Annotated in this window: 18 protein-coding genes; 8 read left to right on the top strand and 10 right to left on the bottom strand. The window is 70.1% G+C overall.

Annotation, left to right across the window (positions count from 1 at the left end; translation table 11 throughout):
- The 3 genes from ACIO1C_RS32665 to ACIO1C_RS32675 all read right to left on the bottom strand — a co-directional run bounded on the left by ACIO1C_RS32665 (position 1) and on the right by ACIO1C_RS32675 (position 3,567).
- On the bottom strand, positions 1 to 951 hold the full coding sequence (locus ACIO1C_RS32665; protein WP_401870517.1) for a carbohydrate ABC transporter permease: 951 nt from the start codon (positions 949 to 951) through the stop codon (positions 1 to 3).
- Positions 952 to 958: 7 nt separating this feature from the next.
- Positions 959 to 2,296: an ABC transporter substrate-binding protein gene (locus ACIO1C_RS32670; protein ID WP_401870520.1), complete on the bottom strand. Its 1,338-nt coding sequence runs from the start codon at positions 2,294 to 2,296 to the stop codon at positions 959 to 961.
- Positions 2,297 to 2,562: 266 nt separating this feature from the next.
- Positions 2,563 to 3,567, bottom strand: a complete 1,005-nt coding sequence (locus tag ACIO1C_RS32675; protein ID WP_401870523.1) for a LacI family DNA-binding transcriptional regulator — start codon at positions 3,565 to 3,567, stop codon at positions 2,563 to 2,565.
- Between the two features lie 346 nt (positions 3,568 to 3,913).
- Between ACIO1C_RS32675 and ACIO1C_RS32680 the strand changes: the two genes are divergently transcribed.
- The 5 genes from ACIO1C_RS32680 to ACIO1C_RS32700 all read left to right on the top strand — a co-directional run bounded on the left by ACIO1C_RS32680 (position 3,914) and on the right by ACIO1C_RS32700 (position 8,139).
- Positions 3,914 to 4,084, top strand: a complete 171-nt coding sequence (locus ACIO1C_RS32680; RefSeq protein ID WP_327232600.1) for a hydrophobic protein — start codon at positions 3,914 to 3,916, stop codon at positions 4,082 to 4,084.
- A 229-nt stretch (positions 4,085 to 4,313) separates the two neighbouring features.
- Positions 4,314 to 5,117 carry an alpha/beta fold hydrolase gene (locus ACIO1C_RS32685; RefSeq protein ID WP_401870525.1) on the top strand — a complete coding sequence of 268 codons (804 nt, stop codon included), beginning with the start codon at positions 4,314 to 4,316 and terminating at the stop codon, positions 5,115 to 5,117.
- Positions 5,117 to 6,418 (top strand): PP2C family protein-serine/threonine phosphatase, encoded by a 1,302-nt coding sequence (locus tag ACIO1C_RS32690; RefSeq protein ID WP_401870733.1) that lies wholly within the window; start codon positions 5,117 to 5,119, stop codon positions 6,416 to 6,418. The genes ACIO1C_RS32685 and ACIO1C_RS32690 overlap by 1 nt, the downstream gene beginning before the upstream one ends.
- A complete protein-coding gene (locus ACIO1C_RS32695; RefSeq protein WP_401870527.1) occupies positions 6,415 to 6,777 on the top strand; it encodes an STAS domain-containing protein in 363 nt (120 codons plus the stop codon). Before ACIO1C_RS32690 ends, ACIO1C_RS32695 begins: the two co-directional genes overlap by 4 nt.
- Before the next feature lie 207 nt (positions 6,778 to 6,984).
- Positions 6,985 to 8,139 (top strand): oxygenase MpaB family protein, encoded by a 1,155-nt coding sequence (locus ACIO1C_RS32700; protein WP_401870530.1) that lies wholly within the window; start codon positions 6,985 to 6,987, stop codon positions 8,137 to 8,139.
- 36 nt (positions 8,140 to 8,175) lie between these two features.
- Here ACIO1C_RS32700 and ACIO1C_RS32705 read toward each other — a convergent pair whose 3' ends face one another.
- The 3 genes from ACIO1C_RS32705 to ACIO1C_RS32715 form a co-directional block, all read right to left on the bottom strand.
- Positions 8,176 to 8,391 (bottom strand): hypothetical protein, encoded by a 216-nt coding sequence (locus tag ACIO1C_RS32705; RefSeq protein ID WP_401870533.1) that lies wholly within the window; start codon positions 8,389 to 8,391, stop codon positions 8,176 to 8,178.
- 113 nt (positions 8,392 to 8,504) lie between these two features.
- A complete protein-coding gene (locus tag ACIO1C_RS32710; RefSeq protein ID WP_401870536.1) occupies positions 8,505 to 8,741 on the bottom strand; it encodes a hypothetical protein in 237 nt (78 codons plus the stop codon).
- Positions 8,742 to 8,869: 128 nt separating this feature from the next.
- Positions 8,870 to 9,301, bottom strand: a complete 432-nt coding sequence (locus ACIO1C_RS32715; protein ID WP_401870538.1) for a PPOX class F420-dependent oxidoreductase — start codon at positions 9,299 to 9,301, stop codon at positions 8,870 to 8,872.
- Positions 9,302 to 9,436: 135 nt separating this feature from the next.
- Here ACIO1C_RS32715 and ACIO1C_RS32720 point away from each other — a divergent pair, with 135 nt between their 5' ends.
- Positions 9,437 to 10,126 carry a hypothetical protein gene (locus tag ACIO1C_RS32720; protein WP_401870540.1) on the top strand — a complete coding sequence of 230 codons (690 nt, stop codon included), beginning with the start codon at positions 9,437 to 9,439 and terminating at the stop codon, positions 10,124 to 10,126.
- A gap of 3 nt (positions 10,127 to 10,129) precedes the next feature.
- On the opposite strand, the gene ACIO1C_RS32725 is transcribed toward ACIO1C_RS32720, so the two are convergent.
- From ACIO1C_RS32725 to mptB, 3 genes are all read right to left on the bottom strand, one after another.
- The gene (locus ACIO1C_RS32725) at positions 10,130 to 11,215 is read right to left on the bottom strand and encodes a hypothetical protein (RefSeq protein ID WP_401870543.1); all 1,086 of its coding nucleotides are present in this window, start codon (positions 11,213 to 11,215) and stop codon (positions 10,130 to 10,132) included.
- Positions 11,212 to 12,378, bottom strand: a complete 1,167-nt coding sequence (locus ACIO1C_RS32730; RefSeq protein WP_401870546.1) for an FAD-dependent oxidoreductase — start codon at positions 12,376 to 12,378, stop codon at positions 11,212 to 11,214. The genes ACIO1C_RS32725 and ACIO1C_RS32730 overlap by 4 nt, the downstream gene beginning before the upstream one ends.
- A 160-nt stretch (positions 12,379 to 12,538) precedes the next feature.
- The gene (gene mptB / locus ACIO1C_RS32735; protein WP_401870549.1) at positions 12,539 to 14,026 is read right to left on the bottom strand and encodes a polyprenol phosphomannose-dependent alpha 1,6 mannosyltransferase MptB; all 1,488 of its coding nucleotides are present in this window, start codon (positions 14,024 to 14,026) and stop codon (positions 12,539 to 12,541) included.
- 267 nt (positions 14,027 to 14,293) lie between these two features.
- On the opposite strand from mptB, the gene ACIO1C_RS32740 reads away from it, so the two are divergent.
- Entirely contained in the window at positions 14,294 to 15,169 is an 876-nt protein-coding gene (locus ACIO1C_RS32740; RefSeq protein ID WP_401870552.1) for an alpha/beta fold hydrolase, read from the top strand.
- A gap of 21 nt (positions 15,170 to 15,190) precedes the next feature.
- Here ACIO1C_RS32740 and ACIO1C_RS32745 read toward each other — a convergent pair whose 3' ends face one another.
- Positions 15,191 to 16,030 (bottom strand): class I SAM-dependent methyltransferase, encoded by an 840-nt coding sequence (locus tag ACIO1C_RS32745; protein ID WP_401870554.1) that lies wholly within the window; start codon positions 16,028 to 16,030, stop codon positions 15,191 to 15,193.
- Positions 16,031 to 16,178: 148 nt separating this feature from the next.
- Here ACIO1C_RS32745 and ACIO1C_RS32750 point away from each other — a divergent pair, with 148 nt between their 5' ends.
- Positions 16,179 to 17,084 (top strand): helix-turn-helix transcriptional regulator, encoded by a 906-nt coding sequence (locus ACIO1C_RS32750; protein WP_401870556.1) that lies wholly within the window; start codon positions 16,179 to 16,181, stop codon positions 17,082 to 17,084.
- Positions 17,085 to 17,088: the final 4 nt, after the last annotated feature.

Here is a 17,088-nt window from a genome sequence, read left to right on the forward strand (position 1 = left end):
TCACAGTCCGGCCCTCTTCGACGTCAGCCGCATGAACCCGAAGCTCAAGACGAAGGTGATGAGGGCGATGACCACGGAGATCGCCGCCGCCTGCTGGTAGTTGTTCCCCGAGGCCACCGCGTAGGCGAGCATGTTCGGGGTGTAGGTGCTGGAGATGTTCGAGGAGATCTGGCGCAGCACGGCCGGCTCGGCGTAGAGCTGGAGTGTGCCGATGATCGAGAACACCGTGGTGAGGACGATCGACGGGGCGATCATGGGGACCTTGATCTGCCAGGCGATGGCCCAGTTGCTCGCGCCGTCGAGCTTGGCCGCCTCGTACAGCTCCTGCGGGATCGATTGCAGTGCCGAGTACATGATCAGCATGTTGTAGCCGGTCCACAGCCAGGTGGAGATGTTCGCCGCCGACCACAGGACGGCGCCCGGTCCGAGGAAGTCGGGGTGGAGCCCGATGCCGTTCAGCAGGTCGACCACGGGGCTGAGCTGCGGCGAGTAGAGGTACGACCACATGATCGCGGCGATGACGCCGGGTACCGCGTACGGCATGAACACCGCGATGCGGAAGAACGACTTGAGCTTCAGTAGCGGAGTGTCGAGGAGCAGCGCCATGATCAGGGCGACGAACAGCATGACCGGCACCTGCACGATGCCGAAGAGCCCGATGCGCCCGATGCTGGACCAGAACTCGGTGTTCTCAAAGACGTGTGCGTACTGCTGGAAACCGCCGAACGTCGTGTACGAGGTGCCGTACTGGCCGCCGGAGCGGCGCACGACCCGGAAGCTCTGCCAGATCGCGTACCCGACCGGCACCAGGTAGAAGAGCACGAACGGGAGGAAGAACGGGGTCAGGAACGCGGTGATGACGCCCGCCCGGGGCCCGCCGCCGTTGAGACGGCGGCGGGAGCCTCGGGGCGCCGCCACCACGCGTATCACGCGGGTTTCGGTGTCGGTCATGCTGTGGTCACTTGCCTGCCTGGGCGGGGATGGCCAGGTCCTTCATCGATTTGAGCGCGGTCGCCTGGGCGGTCTTGAGCGCGTCGGCGAGGGTGCCCTGGCCGGCGGCGGCCTTGGCCATCGCGTCCTGGAGGCTCAGGTTGACCGTCTTCTGGGTGGGGCCCCAGGTGAAGCTGGTGTCGATGTTCTTGGACGACTCGGCGAAGACGTCGAAGATCTTCTGGTTGTTGTAGTAGGGCACGCCCTTGGAGAGCTGGGGCAGGCCGGTGCCGACGGGGGACGCCGAATAGAGGCCGCCGAGCTTGTTCTCCAGCGCGAGGGCTTCCGGGTCGGTGTTCAGCCAGGTGTTGAACTTGACCGACTCGTACAGGTGCTTGCTGCCCTTCATGAACGCGACGGTGGAGCCGCCCCAGTCGCCGGACGCGGCGCTGGTGCCCCAGGTCGGCATCGGGACGATCGTCCACTTGCCCGACTGCTTGGGCAGGTTGTCGCGGAACATGCTGTAGCCCCAGGCTGCGCCGACGTAGCTGGCGATCTGGTTCTGCTGGTACGCCGCGTACATCTGGGTCGAGCCGTTGGCGAGGTCGGTGCGCACGAGCTTGTCGTCGATCATCTTCTGCCAGTAGTCGGCGACCTGCTTGCTCTGCGGGGACTCGACGGTGACGTGCCACTTGTCGCCGGAGTACGAGTACATCTCCGCGCTGTTCTGCCAGAGCAGGCCGTTGAACCACTCGGCATTGTTCGGGTCGAAGAACGTCATGGTGAGCTTGGGGTCGGCGGCGTGCAGCTTCTTCGCCTCGGCCGCGTACTCGTCCCAGGTCTTCGGTATCGCGAGGCCGTGCTGCTTGAAGATGTCGCTGCGCACGTAGAGGGCCATGGGGCCGGTGTCCTGCGGGAGGGCGAAAACGCCGGTGCCCGCGAAGCTGGTCTGCGACCACGTCCAGGGGACGAACTTCGACTTGGCGGCGGTGGCCTCGGAGCAGGCCGACGCGTCCACGAAGGCGTTCTGGGTCCGCAGGTTGGGCAGCTCGTCATAGCCGACCTGGGCGAGGTCCGGCGCCTTGCCCGCCTTGAGGGCGTTGCTGATGGTGCCGTACTGGTCGTTGGAGATGTTCTTCGTCTGAACCTGGATGTCAGGGTTCTGCTTGTTCCACAGAGCGACAACCTCGTCCATGCCGGGAACGGTGTTCCAGTACTGGAGGGTGACCTTCCCCTTCGCCGGCTCGCAGGAGGTGGCGGCGGAGGAGCTGTCCGGCTGATCGGAGGACGAACAGCCGGCGAGCACGGCGATGCTCGCTGCCGCTGCGACGGCGGCGAGGCGGACGCGCGAGGCGGTGTTTCTCATGATTTCCTTCCAGAGTGTCCAGCTCCAGCGCTGGACGCGTCGACGTTGACACCTCAAGGCACGGGATGCCTTCTGGTTGGAATGCGTGGGTGTGGTCACCGGCGCGACGGCGTCGGACCAAGCGTCGAACGACGTTGCGGGAGTGGCACATCCAGTTCGCGTGAGCGCTCACGTGAACGTTCACGGAAGTCCGTGAATTTTCCGGAAGTTTGCGCTCCGGTCCGGATGTATGTCAAGACATTCGGGTCAAGTACAAGTCCGGCAGGTTAAGCGGAGCCGCCCGGTCTCAGCTCGGCCCGGACGACGAGTTCGTCGGCCTCCAGGGGGTCGACACCGGTCAACAGGCGTCCGACCTGGTCGATCGCGAGGGCGCCGAGCCGGCGTGTGTCGAGCGCGACGCTGGTGAGCGGAGGTTCGACGAGCGCGCCGAGCTGGAGGCCGTCGAAGCCGATGACCGCGAGATCCCGGGGGACGCTCCTGCCCATCCGGCGCGCTTCGCGCAGGGCTCCGATGGCGACGATGTCGTTGAAGGTGAAGAGCGCGGTGACCTCGGGGTGGGCGGTGAGAAGGGCGTTGAGGCCGAGTCCCCCGCCGTCGGCCGACTGGGCCGCCCCGGCCACCAGGCCGGGGTCGACGCCGTGGGCGACGGCGGCCGAGGTGAACCAGACACGCCGGATGCTGGGCTCGGCGCGGTTGTCGTGGTCGAGCATGCCGATCCGCGTGTGGCCCCGGGCGACGAGGTGCGCGATCGCGGCGTGGACGCCGGCCTCGCCGTCGATCCGTATCGAGCTGAACCGTCCCATCCGGGGCTCACGGCCGATGAGGACCATCGGCATGCCCCGGGTGAACCGGTCGAGGTCGCCCTCGGAGCAGCTGAAGTAGCCGACCACCGCGTCCACCTGCGAGCCGATCACCTGGAGCGTGCCCAGTTCCTCCTCGGCCCGGTCGGCGGTGTCGTATACGACCACGTGCCAGCCACGGGCCCGTGCCGCCTCCAGGGCCGCGGCGGCGACCTCTGTGAAGAACGGGTTGAGCAGGTCCGGGATCACCAGGCCGATGGTGGTGGTGTCCTGCCGGACCAGACCGCGCGCGAACCGGCTCGGCCGGTAGCCCAGTTCACGTGCCGCGTCCAGGACACGCTGCTTCGTGGAGCCGTCGATCTCCGCCTTGTCGTTCAGCGCCCGGGACACGGTCTGGCGGGACACTCCGGCCGAGCGGGCGACATCATGGATCGTCACCCTTCGGGGTTCCGACTTCGACGGCGACACCATCGCGCACCTCCCGCTGCTCGCGGGCGCTGACGTGCCCCGCAGGGCCCGAGTATGCCCGACGCGCCGTCGGACCTCCCCTTTCCCCTCGGTCGCCCCCGCCTCCCCGCGCCCGGCCCGGGGCACCCGGCCCCGCGCGGGGAAAGGGCCCGCCCGGGAGCCGCCTCGCCGTGATGCTTTCGTTTCGGAATCGCAACCGAGGACGTGACAGGCGATGAGTCGAATCCCTGATTCTTTCCTCCTGCCGGACACACCCCGGCGACAACTCCGCGCGCCGGAGGAATGACGTGAGATCCGTAGGTGTGGAGTGATCGTCCGGGGGCACACGCTGTCCTGGAGGTTGATAATCATGGTTCCCCTGCTACTCGTTCTTCTGCTCGCCCTGATTCTTTTCGGCGCGGGTTTCGCACTCAAGATTCTGTGGTGGATCGCCATCATCGTGCTGGTCGTCTGGGTGCTCGGATTTGTGGTCCGGCCCGCGGCCGGCGGCGGCAAGCGAGGCCGCTGGTACCGCTGGTAGACAGCGTTTCTCGCACCGTGTGGGTGGGGCCCCGTCAAAGATGCCGGGGCCCCGCCCACGTGTGACGCGAGCCACGTGTGACGTGAGTCCTGAGCTCTTCGCGGGCTGGACAGAGCGGCCGGGCAGAACGTAAGAAAGGCGGGGCGGTCATTGTGCCCCGGCCTGAATAGTGACGAAGCGGCGCGACGTGCGAACTCCGCTGGTATTCCGGTAAGTACGAGGGTGTCAAATGGATATTCGAAGCAGGAACCGCGTCGTGGTGACCGGCCGGGAGGACGGGCCGGTGGTGATGCTGGCGCACGGATTCGGGTGCGACCAGAACATGTGGCGTCTGGTGGTGCCGGCTCTCGCGGAGAATTTCCGTCTGGTCCTCTTCGACCACGTCGGGGCCGGCCGATCGGATCTGGCCGCCTGGAACACCGAGCGGTACTCCTCTTTGGACGGGTATGCGACGGATGTTCTGGAGATCTGCCGCGAACTCGGTCTGGGACCGCTCACGTTCGTCGGGCACTCGGTCAGTTCCATGATCGGGGTACTGGCCGCGAACCGGGAGCCGGAGCACTTCGAGAAGCTGGTCCTCCTCACTCCCTCGCCCTGCTACCTCGATGACGGCGAGTACCGGGGCGGATTCAGCGCCGAGGACATCGACGAGCTGCTGGAGTCTCTCGACAGCAACTATCTGGGCTGGTCGGGGGCGATGGCACCGGTGATCATGGGCAATCCGGAGCGTCCCGAGCTGGGCGAGGAGCTGACGAACAGCTTCTGCCGTACGGATCCGGCGATCGCGCGCGCGTTCGCCCACACGACGTTCCGCTCCGACAACCGGGGCGACCTGCCGGGAGTGAGCGTCCCCACCTTGGTGGCGGAATGCTCCGACGACGCGATCGCCCCGACCGGTGTAGGAGCCTTCGTCCAGGCGCAGATCAAGGGGAGCCGGCTGGTCACGCTGGAGGCGACCGGTCACTGCCCCCAGTTGAGCGCCCCGGAGGCCACCGCCGCGGCCATCACCGCGTTTGTGCGGGACGTCCGATGATGTGCGCGACGGGAGACCCCGCGCCCGGTGTGCCCGAGTCCGGGGCCGGCGAGGAGGAGGACGGGGACGGTGACGGGGACAGGCCGAACAGCGGGAACGGGCGGGCCCTGTTCGCGTCCCTGCTGGAGGACAGTGCGGAGGACCTGTACGAGAACGCCCCGTGCGGCTATCTCTCCACCCTCCTGGACGGCCAGATCGCCAAGATCAACGGCACTCTGCTGGGGTGGCTCGGCTACCGCCGCGAGGATCTCGTGGAACGCAGACGCTTCGCCGACCTCCTGACCGTCGGCGGCCGGCTCTACCACGAGACCCACTTCGCCCCGCTGCTGCGCATGCAGGGCGAGATCAGCGGAATCGCGCTGGAACTCAAGGCCGCCGACGGCAGCCGCCTCCCGGTCCTGGTCACCTCCACGGTGAAGAACAGCGCGGACGGGCAGCCGCTGCTCATCCGCACCACGGTCTTCGACGCGCGTGACCGCCGGGCGTACGAGATGGAACTGCTGCGGGCCCGCCGTGAGTCCGACCAGGAACGCGAACGGCTCCAACGCCTGAACGCGACGCTCCAGCAGACGCTGCTGCCGCCGGCGCTGCCTCCGGTGCCCGGCCTGGAGGTCGCCGCGCACTACCGCATCGCCTCCGCCGACCTGGTCGGCGGTGACTTCTACGACCTGTTCGGCCTGACCCCGGGAACGTGGGGCCTGTTCCTCGGTGACGTCTGCGGCAAAGGCGCCGCGGCGGCGGCCGTCACCTCCCTGGCCCGCTACACCCTGCGCGCCGCGGCCGTCTACGACCCGGCCCCCACCACCGTGCTCGCCAACCTCAACACCGTCCTCAACCATGAGTACCAGGGGCACGACCCGCGGTTCTGCACCGCCATCTTCGGGGTCCTCACCCCGGACGGCGACGAGGGCGGCTTCCACGTCACGCTCGCGGGCGGCGGACATCCGCCCGCCCTGCTGATGCGCGCGGACGGGTCCGCCGACTACCTGCCCACCCCCGGAGGGCAGCTCATCGGCGTCATCCCCGACGCCCACTTCACCACCACCACCGTGCGTCTGGGGGCGGGGGACACCCTCCTCCTGTACACCGACGGCCTGACCGAGGCCCACACTCCCGAGGACGGCGAACGCTTCGGCGACGACGCGCTGCTCGACCTCGCCCAGGACCTGGCACCCACCACCGCGCCCGCCGCCATCGCGCACCTGACCTCTCTCCTCGACTCCTTCGGCGAGGGTCTGGACGACGACACCGCCCTCCTGGCCATCAGCGTGCCCCTGCCTCGTACCGGGGACGCCCGGTGAACCCGCTCAGCGTCCACACCCACAGCTCCACGGCCGGTCCGGTCCTCGAACTCGCCGGCGACCTCGCGTACGACTCCGCCCCGCCGGTCCGCGATCTCCTCTTCACCCTGGACCTGGAACCGGGACAGCAGTTGCTGGTCGATCTCGGCGGCCTGACCTTCTGCGACTCCAGCGGCATCACCGTCCTCATCGCCGCCCGCAACCACGCCCTGGCCGCCCGGGCCACCCTCGCCCTCGCGGCCGTCCCCCACCATGTCGCCCGCATCCTCCGCCTCGTCGGGCTCGAACCGGTCCTCACCACGTACCCGACCGCCCAGGACGCCACCGACTCCTGGACCCGGAGGTCGGCCGGCTCCTGAGACCACCCGGCCCTCGCCGCCAGAAGGCGGGGCGGCCGTTCGGGTGAGAGGGAAACGATTCCTTCGCCGGTGGGGGTTATGGGGCTGCCGCCGCCGGCGCGAGCATGCTGGTGCCCGGTGGTCCGTGCCGGGTCGCCGCCCGCTGATCCGGGTCGACTCGGGTGACCGGTGCGGCGCACGCCCCGCACCCTGAATGTGAGCCCTGCTGTGGCACTGACAACGGCGACGATCGCCGCGGAACTGGAAGCGGCGAACAAGGTCGGTGATCCCAAAGCCGACACACTGGTGTCCGACCTGATCGACAACAAGGAGATCGACGGGGTCAACGCCCTTTTCCGTACCGTCGGAACGCTCAAGCCGGGGCAGGATCTCTCCCCGCTCCCCCCGAGGCTGGCCGAGTTCCTCAAGGAGGCCGCGGCCCCGCCGCCGGACTGGTCCGAGGCGGACGTCAAGGCGGCGGAGAGCTTCTTCGCCCACCACCACGGCGAAGTCAGCATGCTCCAGGGGACGGTGGGCCTGATCGGTACGTACCTCTCCCCCGCCGGCGCCTTCACCCTGCGCTCCACCGGCCGCCTCGGCGGTGTCGAAGGGCCCGGGCGGCGCCTCTCGCAGTCCTCTCGGCTGTTCCTCGACATGGGCGACAAGGACGCGATGAGGGACGGAACGCTCGCGGCGAACGTCACCAAGGTGCGGCTGGTGCACGCCTCCGTACGGCAGTTGCACAGGAAGAGCGGCGAGTGGGACTACGCCACGTGGGGAGAGCCGGTCTCGCAGAAGTACACCACCGGCGCGGCCTGCGTCTTCTCCACCCAGATCCTGCAAGCGATGAAGCGCTTGGGCGTTGACGTGTCGAAGGACGACGCCAACGGGTTCATGTGCGCCTGGCACTACGTCAACCACTACCTCGGCACGGCCGAGAAGTGGTTGCTGCCGAAGGACGCGGAGCAGGTCGAGGCGTTGTGGAACCAGGAACGGGACAAGGAGTGGAAGAGGACCGACGACGGCGTCTTCATGACCGCGCAGGCCGTCGACTTCTACAAGAAGTTCTACCCTCCGGGGGTGCACGACGCGTTTTTCGCGATGGTCCGCCACGCCCTCACCGACAAGTACGCCGACATGGCCGGCCTGCCCAAGAGCGTTCTCGGCGTGGCCGCGGAGCCGCTGTCGGCGGGGCACGGTCTGGTCAGCACGGTGGGCGGCGGCCTTCTGGGCGGCGGCGCCAAGAAGGCCGTGGGTGTCAACCCGTACAAGGAGGTTCTCGGCATCGCGTCCCGGGGGTACAACGGCGTGCAGAAGTTCGCGCTGACGCATGACCAGGACAACCAGCCGCAGATGCATCAGGAACTCCACGACAACCGCTGAGCCGCCTCTCCCCGCCGCCCCGCCGGGTCCTGGGCGTCAGTCCGGTGTGCCGTGTGCGCGCGCCGCGGTGTCCAGTGACTCGGTGAGGGTACGGAGCCGGTTCCGCAGGTCCGCCGCCTCGTCCGGGCCCAGGCCGGTGGCCGCCATGATCTGGGCCGGCACCTGCCGTACCTGCTCACGCAGGGCGTTGCCGTCCGCGGTGGGGCGGACGGTCACGGAGCGCTCGTCGTCCGCGTTGCGCTCCCGCGTCATCAGGCCCGCCAAGGCGGAGGGGGACCCGTGTACTGGATGTACTCGGGTCTCCCGACAACGCGGCGAGCGCGCGTGCCAGGCGTCGCGGGTCGTCGCGCGGTAGGCGACGGCGCTCATCTTCGGCTCCAGCACGCCGGGGGCGACATCGTCGGGGACCCCGTCGAACGTCGCGCGTTGAAGGCTGTCGGCGGCAAGCTGAAGATCAAGGTGCCGCAGGACGTGTCGATCGACGCCTCCGTCTCCTTCGGCCCGATCGAGAACAACGCTTCGGCATCGCGGTCCGCCTGGAGATCCACCTCCCCGGCCTCGACCCCGAGCAGCAGCGTCAGCTGGTGGACGCGGCGCACCACGTGTGCCCGTACTCCAACGCGACCCGCGGCAATGTGGAAGTCGACCTCGTCATCGCCTGAGTCCTCCGCGTCATGCGCGCCGGGGGTGGGCCGGCCGGACGGTTCTCCGCCCGGCCGGCCCGGCCCTGTCAGCCGATTCGGGTGCCGTACACCTTGTCGACCGTCATCGTGATCAGAACCCTCCGGTCGGACACCATCACCGACCGGTACTCGTCCCAGTCCGGGTGTTCGCCCGCGGCCACGCGGTAGTAGTCCACGAGTGCCTCGGCCTCGGGACCGTGCGGGTCGTTCCCCGGCCCGACGAGGGTGGCGGTGCCCTCGACCGTGGCCCACGCCCAGCCGTCCTGGCTGGTCACCTCCAGTGTGGCCCGCGGATCCCGGCGCAAATTCGCGATCTTGGCGGTCTTCTCGGTCGTGGACACCCAGATGACACCGGTGTCCGGATCGTATGACGGCATGACAGGCGAAAGCTGGGGGCGGCCGTCGGACTTGATCGTCGCGAGGACGCCGAGCCTGCTTTGCGCGAGCAGCTCGTACGGGTCGAAGATTTTGTCTGTCATGGTGACTACAACCCGTGACCGGACGCTGCGTATTCCAGGTGCGGCAGCCCCCGGGCAGTCGCCGCCTGACAGCCTTTCAGGACGGTGAGTACGCGTGCTCATGTGCGGGCGGCCGCTCGGTCGAAGACTGGGCACATGACGCGAACTCCCGTACCGACCAGCTCGATTGCCCCCTCCCCGCGCCGTTCGCGGCTCGCCGTCGCGGGCACGGTCCTGGCGGTCGCCGCCCTCGCCGCGCTGGCGCTGACCGCGTGCGGCACCGCGAAGCCGGGGGCAGGGGGCTCACGGGGCGCGTCCGCCGGCCCGGTCGGGGTGCGGCTCGACGCCCCGTCGCCCGGGCCGGATCCGGAGATGGCCTTCCTGAGGATGCTCACCACGGTCGCGGAGCCGTGCACGTTCGACAGCCCGACCGGGGACGACTCGATCCCCGAGGGAGACAGGCCGCGGAGCGGTCCGCCGGGCAGGCTGCCGGTCGGCGACGCCCCGTCCGGCCTTCCTCCCGCTCCCACGCCGGAGCGGGGAACGGAGTTGAACGACGTCGACCGGTGCGAGAGGCACCTCCACGAGGAGCGCGTCGGCCGGGCGCTCTCGGACCTGGCGGATCCCACCCCCGCGCGGGTCAGGAGAATCCTGAACGACCTCGGGTACATCGACACGCGCATCCACGGCCTCAAGCGGTCCGGCGCGACCACCCGGTTCTTCGTGGACCTGCGGTTCATGGGCGGCCGGCTCGCCCTGAAGGGCTCTGCGGCCGGCGCCAGGACCGTCGTCGAAGGATTCGGGGTGCGCGAGACAGGCCCGTTCGACCCGGGCGCGTCCCGGTGACGGCTACGCGAGGTGCCCCTGGAGATCGCCCTCCGCCCCGGTCGTAGGGAATCGCAGACCGCAGAACGGCCGCGCGGTCAGGTCCCGCGCGTGGCGGAGGACCGTGGACGGGGCCGGTCCCGGCGCCGTGTCGAGCAGGTCCCTCACCGCCGTGCGTACCGTCTGCCTGACAAACGCGTACACCCGGTCCGGGGACGCGGCGCGGAACGCCGTACGCGCGTAGTGCTCGATCGAGTCGACGATGACCGCACCCGCGCCGACCAGGGGTGTCGGTACGTAGTCGACGCCGCGGCGGCGCAGGATCGCGGCGGTGGTGTCCTCCTCGGCGAGCACCGCGTTGGCGGATCCGATGACGGCTCCGCAGCGCAACCGCCCGGCCAGCGCCGGGTCGACGAGGTCGCTCACCGAGCAGGGCACCAGCACGTCCACGTCCTGCTCGGCCCAGTCCCGGACGGACCGGCTTCCCGGGATGTCCGGGACTCGTGGATCCGTGTCGTACGTGAGGACCGTGGCGCCCGCCGCGACCAGTTCCCCGGCCAGTACTCCGCCGACCTTGCCGACGCCGTGCACCAGGACGCGCAGTCCCGTGACGGGGCCGCGGGTCCACGCCTCGACGGCGCCCAGCACGCCGAAGGCGGTGGCCGTATGGGGTTCGACACTGCTTCCGATCGCGTTGAGCACGTACGGCGTCATGCGCGACAACCGCTCCATGTCCGCGGTGCTCACCCCCATGTCGGCGCCGGTGTACAGCGTGCCCGCGTGGGTGTTCAGCACCCGGGCGACGGCCGCGAGCAGGTTGTCGTCCACCGCGTCGGCGCCCGTGACCAGCATCTTGGCTCCCCAGAAGCCGGTGTGATGCAGGCGGTGCTTGAGCAGCATCTCGGTGGCCAGCCGGCGGGTGAGACGCCTCGGGTCGGGGACGGGGGGTCCGCCGGCCTGTACGCGCAACCCTCCGTTGGCGGGCAGCGGTTGAGCCGGGTCCCCGGTGGCGAACGCCAGGTGGAGGGTGGTGCCCCGGGGGCCGGTGAACCGGCTGACCCGTACGGCTCCTTCCGGTCCGGCCGGTCCGGCTCCGGCCCGGCCCGTCATGTGAGCGCCGAGGCGGGGTGGTGGTGGGCGCTGTGGCCGTCGAGTGCCAGGTCGGCGCAGATCCGGCCGAACATGGGGACGAACTTGAAGGCCCATCCCGCCGACTGCACCACCACACGCTCCCCGTGCGGGACCGTCGCGGGCAGGGTCCCGAGGTGGAACTGACGGCCGGAATCGGCGGGCAGCGAGGCGAGGCAGGTGCCCGCGCGGATGCCCCGGGGAACGAGACCGGGGATGTGGTCGCGTACCCAGGCGGCGGTGGTGGCGAGATCGCCGCCGTGCGGGAGACGGGGCGCCGCCGGATCGTCCTCCTCGACCGGCCGCTCGGCGTCCGACGCGGCCCGGACGAGACCGCTGCCGGTCCATGGGTTGTGACCGAATCCGTAGAAGGAGCCGTTGCCGACGCCGTCCTCCGGTTCCAGGAAGGCGTACCAGGTCGGCAGGTCCATCTCCGCCGTACGCCGGGCGAAGTAGGCGGAACTCATGCGGAAGACACGCGGATTCAGCGGGCAGCCGAGCGGTGCGAGCACCTCGTCGGCGAACGCCCCGGCGTTCACGATGACCGCGCCGGCCCGGTGTACTCCGTCGTCGGTCCGGACCGTCACGCCGTCGCCGTCGGGTTCGACGGCCCGTACCCGTTCCCGCCCCCGGATCCGTACCCCCGTCAGAGCGCACAGCCGTGACAGGGCGCCAATGGTCCCCTTCACGTCGATCACACCGCCGTCGCGCTGGTGGAAACCCTCGTGGTCGGCGGGGAGCCGGGCGAAGCCGAAGCGCGACTCGATCTCCGGCGCCGACAGCCATTCATAGGGCACGCCGAGGCGTTCGAGGACCGCGCCCGCCGCCCGTAGCTCTCCCTCGCTCGTCGCCAGGCCGACCCGCCCGAACCACAGACTGCCGGTCGCGTGGACCAGCCGCCGGTCCGCCGCGGACTCCAGGGCGTGCCAGAGGGGCAGGGTCTCCAGCGCGAGGCGTGACCAGCGCTCCTCGCTGTACTGGATGCGCCACTGGCGTTCGAGACCCGCGGAACTGGCCCTGTCGTGCCCCGTGTCGAACCGTTCCAGCACGGTCACCGAGCGCCCGCGCCGGGCCACCTCCCACGCGGACGCCAGCCCTATGGCTCCGCCGCCCACCACGATCACATCCGCGTCGTCCGACGACATTCCCCACCCCATCGCCCGTCACCCCGGCCGGAATTCAGCACGGACGGCGCATTACTTCCCCTCTCGCCCCGGCGCGGGAACGCAACCGCTCCCGGCGTGCGGAAGCGTGTGTGCGCGGTGTTCGCACCTCGCGCGCCCTGGATACGGGATCCCGGGTCGTCTACGTACCGCCGGCCGCCCCGACCACACCGTCCGCCGAGCGGTCGGCCTCGTCCTCCGCGCGGCGCGGGCCCGGTACGCGCGCGCCGGGCGGGGCGGCCGGTTCGCGGCGCACCAGCAGCGTGCCGATCACGCACACGACCCCTGCCAGTACAAAACCGTGCGGCGGGGTGCCCCCCGAGGGATGGGTCTCGTACACGAGGGCCGCCGACAGCACCGCCAGTACGCTGCCGGCCCGGCCGTGCCGGCTGGTGGCGGCGATCACCGTCATGCCCCACAGCAGGTACCAGGGCTGCACCATCGGGGAGAGCGCGACCAGGGCCAGCAGCGCGAGCCCCAGCGCGTGGACCGGGTCCAGGCGGCCGCGCGCCGCCCGCCACGCGAGGTGGGCGATCACCGCGAGTGCCGCCGCCAGGCCCAGCGTCTGGACGGCACCCTTGATCACGTCCGGATCGGTGCCGATGAGCGTGTGCAGCACCTTCCCGAGTCCCAGGCCCAGGTCGCTGGTGGCCGACAGCGGGGTGTGTATGTCACCCGCGACACTCTGGGTCCTGAGCCAGCCGAAGCCGGTGCCGGCGATCAGTGTCACCGCGACGGCGACCGCGACGGCGACCAGGCCGGGCCCCAGCAGACCCTTCGCCGTCCGGCGTACGAGCGGGCCGCTCGCCGCCCTGCCGACGAGCACGCCGATGAACAACAGGGCGAGCGCGGCAGGGGACTTGACCATCAGGGCGAGCCCGACCAGCGCGCTGCCCGCGATCCATCTCCCGCGCAGGGCGAACACCACACCGGCCAGCAGGAGACCGATCATCAGGCCATCGTTGTGCGTGCCGCCGATCACATGGATGAGCAGCAGCGGATTGAGCGCCCCGAACCAGAGAGCGCCGCTCTCGCTCCTGCCCTGCTCCCGGGCGAGGTGGCGCAGCGCCCACACGATCAGCACCAGTGCGCCGAGGGCCAGCAGTCGCATGCCCAGCACCGCGGGGACGATCGCCCCGTCCGCCGTCCAGGTCACGCCCCGGGCGAGGATCAGGAAGAACGGGCCGTACGGGGCGGGGGTGTCGGTCCAGTTGCCCCCGACGCTCGCGGCGGCGTCGCCGCCGAGGCCGCCGGGGTCGACGACCGCCGGCCCGGCGGTGTAGACGTCGTGCCCTTCGAGGACCATGGCGCCCTGGGCGATGTAGCTGTACACGTCGGCGCTGTAGAGCGGCGGTGCGAGCAGAAGCGGGGTCACCCACCAGGCGAGGGTGACCAGCGTGTCCCGTACGCGGGCTCCGGCCTTGCCGTACCGCCACCAGGCCACGACGAGCAGGGTCAGGCCGAGGTACGCGAGGACGGCGCCCGCCACGCCGACGGCGGAACCGTGCCGTACCCAGAGTCCCCACGGGTCACGGGCCGGCAGTGCTCCCGCGACCCAGCCGCCCACGGCGATCGCGACGGAGCCGACCGCGCCCAGCCGACGGCATCCGCCACCGCTCATTGCCCACATGAGCGGTCAACCTATCGAAGTTTCATCGAACGAATGCACGGGGCTTCACGCTTTCGTGGACGCCGTCCCGGCGCGGCAACGGACCCCGTCACGGCCCCGATGAATTCCACGTGCCTGCCACCCGCGGGACCAACCCCTGCCGAGTGGTTGAGCCCGGCGGGCCGCCGCCTGCTCCGCCTCCGTGAGAAGGCCGGGGCTGACATGCTGACGCGTCGCTCCTGCGGCACACTGGAACAGGGCGGGTCTCAGGCGTGAGGGAGCAGTATCGTGTCTCATTCGTCGAATGAATCCATTCAGCCCCGGTTTCGTACCGTCGAGGGGTTGTCCGTCCGCTTCGCGGAGAGCGAGGACCGCGGTGAGGACGCTCTTCTGCTCAGCCCGTGGCCGGAGAGTCTGTTCGCCTATCGGCCCACGTGGTCGCGGCTGGCCGAGCATCATCATCTGGTGGCCATTGACCTGCCGGGGTTCGGTCATTCCGAACGCCGTGACGCGCTGATGTCACCACGGGCGATGGGAGAATTCCTGCTTCACGTCGCCGAGGCCTTCGGCCTTGACCACCCGCACGTCGTCGGCCCCGACGTAGGCACCGGGGCTGCTCTGTTCGCCGCGGCGCTCCACCCGGGGAAATGGCGCAGTCTGGTGGTCGGGAGCGGAGGGGCGGCGTTTCCTCTTCAGCTCGGCGGCGTATTGAAAGAGTGGGTCGAGGACGCCGACATCGAGCGATATCGCGGCGCCGACCCGCGAGCCATAGTCGCCGCCGCGCTGGCGACTCTTGAACGGTATGTGATTCCTGACGACATCACCGAGGATTACCTTTCCGCCTACGAGGGCGATCGATTTGTTGAATCGATGAGTTATGTGCGTACGTACCCCACAGATCTTCGCGCTCTCGGGGATTTGCTGCCGGGGATACAGACACCGGTACAGCACATCGCCGGCGGCCGGGACGGAGTCGTACCACCGGCCAACTCCGAATACCTTCACGCGCGGCTGCCGCACAGCAAACTCGACATCGTCGACGCGGGGCACTTCACCTGGGAGGACGCCGCCGACGCCTACGCGGCGATCGTCACGGCGTGGTGGGACGGAGGGTACGCGGCCACGGGCTCCGGGTCGGTGGGAGCGCGTCGCGGGCGCGGGTAGGTACGTGAATCGACGGTGTTGTTATTCCGGCCTGCGCCATACGAAGACTTCGGTGCTTGGTCCTCGTTCGGAGAACCGGCCGGACGGGGAGACCTCCCGGAGCAGCCGTTCGAGGTCCGCCTCGAAGGCGTCGCGCCGGCCGCCGAACAGGTGGGGCGCGGAGAACGAGTGGGAGAACACCCATGCGGCGACGTCCTCGCAGGTGCGTACCAGCGGCTGACCGCCCGGCACCACGAACCGCTGGGGACCGGCGAAGCCGGCACGGGTGAGTACGGCCGCCTCGTCGCCGGGTGTTCCGTGGAGGAGCACTCCCCTGCCCGCCCGCCGGACCGGCCCGAGGTAGCGCTCGGTCAGGCTGCCGACGGCGTCATACGGGACTCCGGGGTGGGGCAGGCCGTCGGCCGTCCGGGTCTCCGTCTTCAGGTCCGCGATGTGCAGGAGAGCCCCGCCGGGTACGAGCATGTCCTTGACGGTGGACGCCACCAGGCCGCGATCCATCCAGTGGAAGGACTGGCCGAAGGCCGCGACGGTGAAGGTCCCGAGGTCCGTGGGGAGTTCCTCGGCGCGGGCCAGGACCCACCGGGTTCTCTCGGCGATACCCACCTCGCCCGCCCGCCGCCCGGCCTCCGCGACCATGCCGTGGTCCGGGTCCACACCGACCACCTCACCGAACAGGTGCGCCAGGCTCAGGGCGAGGGTGCCCGGTCCGCATCCCACATCGAGGAGGCGTCCCCGGCCGTCGAGCGTGAGAGCCTCGGCCAGTACGTCCGGGAGTCCTGGCGCGTACGGGAGCCTCCCCCGCCGGTAGTAGGGGGCCGACCCCAGGAACAAGGTGTCGTCCCACTCCCACCCCTCAGGCATGCTGGTTCCTTTCCCTGCCCGTCCCACCGTGGACGGTCCGCCCCGCCACCGTGATGATTCCACGGCGCCGAGGTGGGGGTTGGGGAGCGGCCCCGCGTATGCAAACCAGTACCAGGCACGCGCCACCGACCCGACGCACACTGGAACCATGGAGCACCACGACAACTCACCCGACCGGAACGAGCTGGCCGGCTTCCTGCGCGCACGCCGCGCCGCGCTCGACCCCCGGCGGATGGGTATGCCGGACGACGGCCGCCCGCGCCGGGTGCCGGGCCTGCGCAGGGAGGAGCTGGCCCAGCTGGCGCATGTGAGCATCGACTACATCGTGCGGCTGGAGCAGGGCAGGACCCGCCAGGTGTCCCGGCCTGTCCTCGACGCGCTCGCGGACGCGCTGCGACTGGCGCCGGACGAACGGTCGTACCTCTTCGCCGTGGCCGACGTCACCCAGACCCCGCCCGCGCGGCAGCCCGCCGAGCAGCGCGTCGATCCGCAGCTGCTGCGGCTGCTCGACGGCATGCCCGACATCCCGGCCCTGGTCCTCGGGCGCCGACAGGACGTCCTGGCCTGGAATTCCGCCGCGGTGGCCCTGCTGACCGACTTCGGCGCGCTGCCGCCACGCGAGCGCAACCTGTACCGGCTGACGTTCCTCGATGAGGCGTTTCGTGCCCTGTACGCGGACTGGCCCCGCGTCGCGCGTGAGTGCGTCGCGGTGTTGCGGATGGAGGCGGGCCGCCACCCCGACGATCCCGTCCTGACCTCACTGGTGGGCGAACTCAGCGTCCGCGACCCGGACTTCAGGGCCTGGTGGGGAAGCCATCAGGTACGGGGGCCCCGAGAGCTGACCAAGACCTATCGCCACCCGGTCGTGGGCACCCTCACCCTCGACGTACAGCAGCTCTCCGTCGACACCCGGCCCGACCAGCGTCTGATCACCTACACCGCACCACCCGGCAGCCCGGCCGAGGAGGCCCTTCACTTCCTCCTCCACTGGTCCGCCCGGACCACCGGCCGGCGGAACGACCGGCCCACGGAACGGCCCCGGCGCGACCGCTAGTGCC

It is taken from the genome of Streptomyces sp. NPDC087420, from assembly GCF_044744165.1.
Taxonomy (GTDB): Bacteria; Actinomycetota; Actinomycetes; order Streptomycetales; family Streptomycetaceae; genus Streptomyces.

Coding starts and splice junctions, on each gene's coding strand:
- ACIO1C_RS32670 (WP_401870520.1), bottom strand. CDS start 2,296: ATGAGAAACACCGCCTCGCGCGTCCGCCTCGCCGCCGTCGCAGCGGCA.
- ACIO1C_RS32705 (WP_401870533.1), bottom strand. CDS start 8,391: ATGACGCGGGAGCGCAACGCGGACGACGAGCGCTCCGTGACCGTCCGC.
- ACIO1C_RS32690 (WP_401870733.1), top strand. CDS start 5,117: ATGTGCGCGACGGGAGACCCCGCGCCCGGTGTGCCCGAGTCCGGGGCC.
- ACIO1C_RS32745 (WP_401870554.1), bottom strand. CDS start 16,030: ATGCCTGAGGGGTGGGAGTGGGACGACACCTTGTTCCTGGGGTCGGCC.
- ACIO1C_RS32750 (WP_401870556.1), top strand. CDS start 16,179: ATGGAGCACCACGACAACTCACCCGACCGGAACGAGCTGGCCGGCTTC.
- ACIO1C_RS32725 (WP_401870543.1), bottom strand. CDS start 11,215: ATGACGGGCCGGGCCGGAGCCGGACCGGCCGGACCGGAAGGAGCCGTA.
- ACIO1C_RS32730 (WP_401870546.1), bottom strand. CDS start 12,378: ATGTCGTCGGACGACGCGGATGTGATCGTGGTGGGCGGCGGAGCCATA.
- ACIO1C_RS32680 (WP_327232600.1), top strand. CDS start 3,914: ATGGTTCCCCTGCTACTCGTTCTTCTGCTCGCCCTGATTCTTTTCGGC.
- ACIO1C_RS32665 (WP_401870517.1), bottom strand. CDS start 951: ATGACCGACACCGAAACCCGCGTGATACGCGTGGTGGCGGCGCCCCGA.
- ACIO1C_RS32685 (WP_401870525.1), top strand. CDS start 4,314: ATGGATATTCGAAGCAGGAACCGCGTCGTGGTGACCGGCCGGGAGGAC.
- ACIO1C_RS32715 (WP_401870538.1), bottom strand. CDS start 9,301: ATGACAGACAAAATCTTCGACCCGTACGAGCTGCTCGCGCAAAGCAGG.
- ACIO1C_RS32675 (WP_401870523.1), bottom strand. CDS start 3,567: ATGGTGTCGCCGTCGAAGTCGGAACCCCGAAGGGTGACGATCCATGAT.
- mptB (WP_401870549.1), bottom strand. CDS start 14,026: ATGTGGGCAATGAGCGGTGGCGGATGCCGTCGGCTGGGCGCGGTCGGC.
- ACIO1C_RS32720 (WP_401870540.1), top strand. CDS start 9,437: ATGACGCGAACTCCCGTACCGACCAGCTCGATTGCCCCCTCCCCGCGC.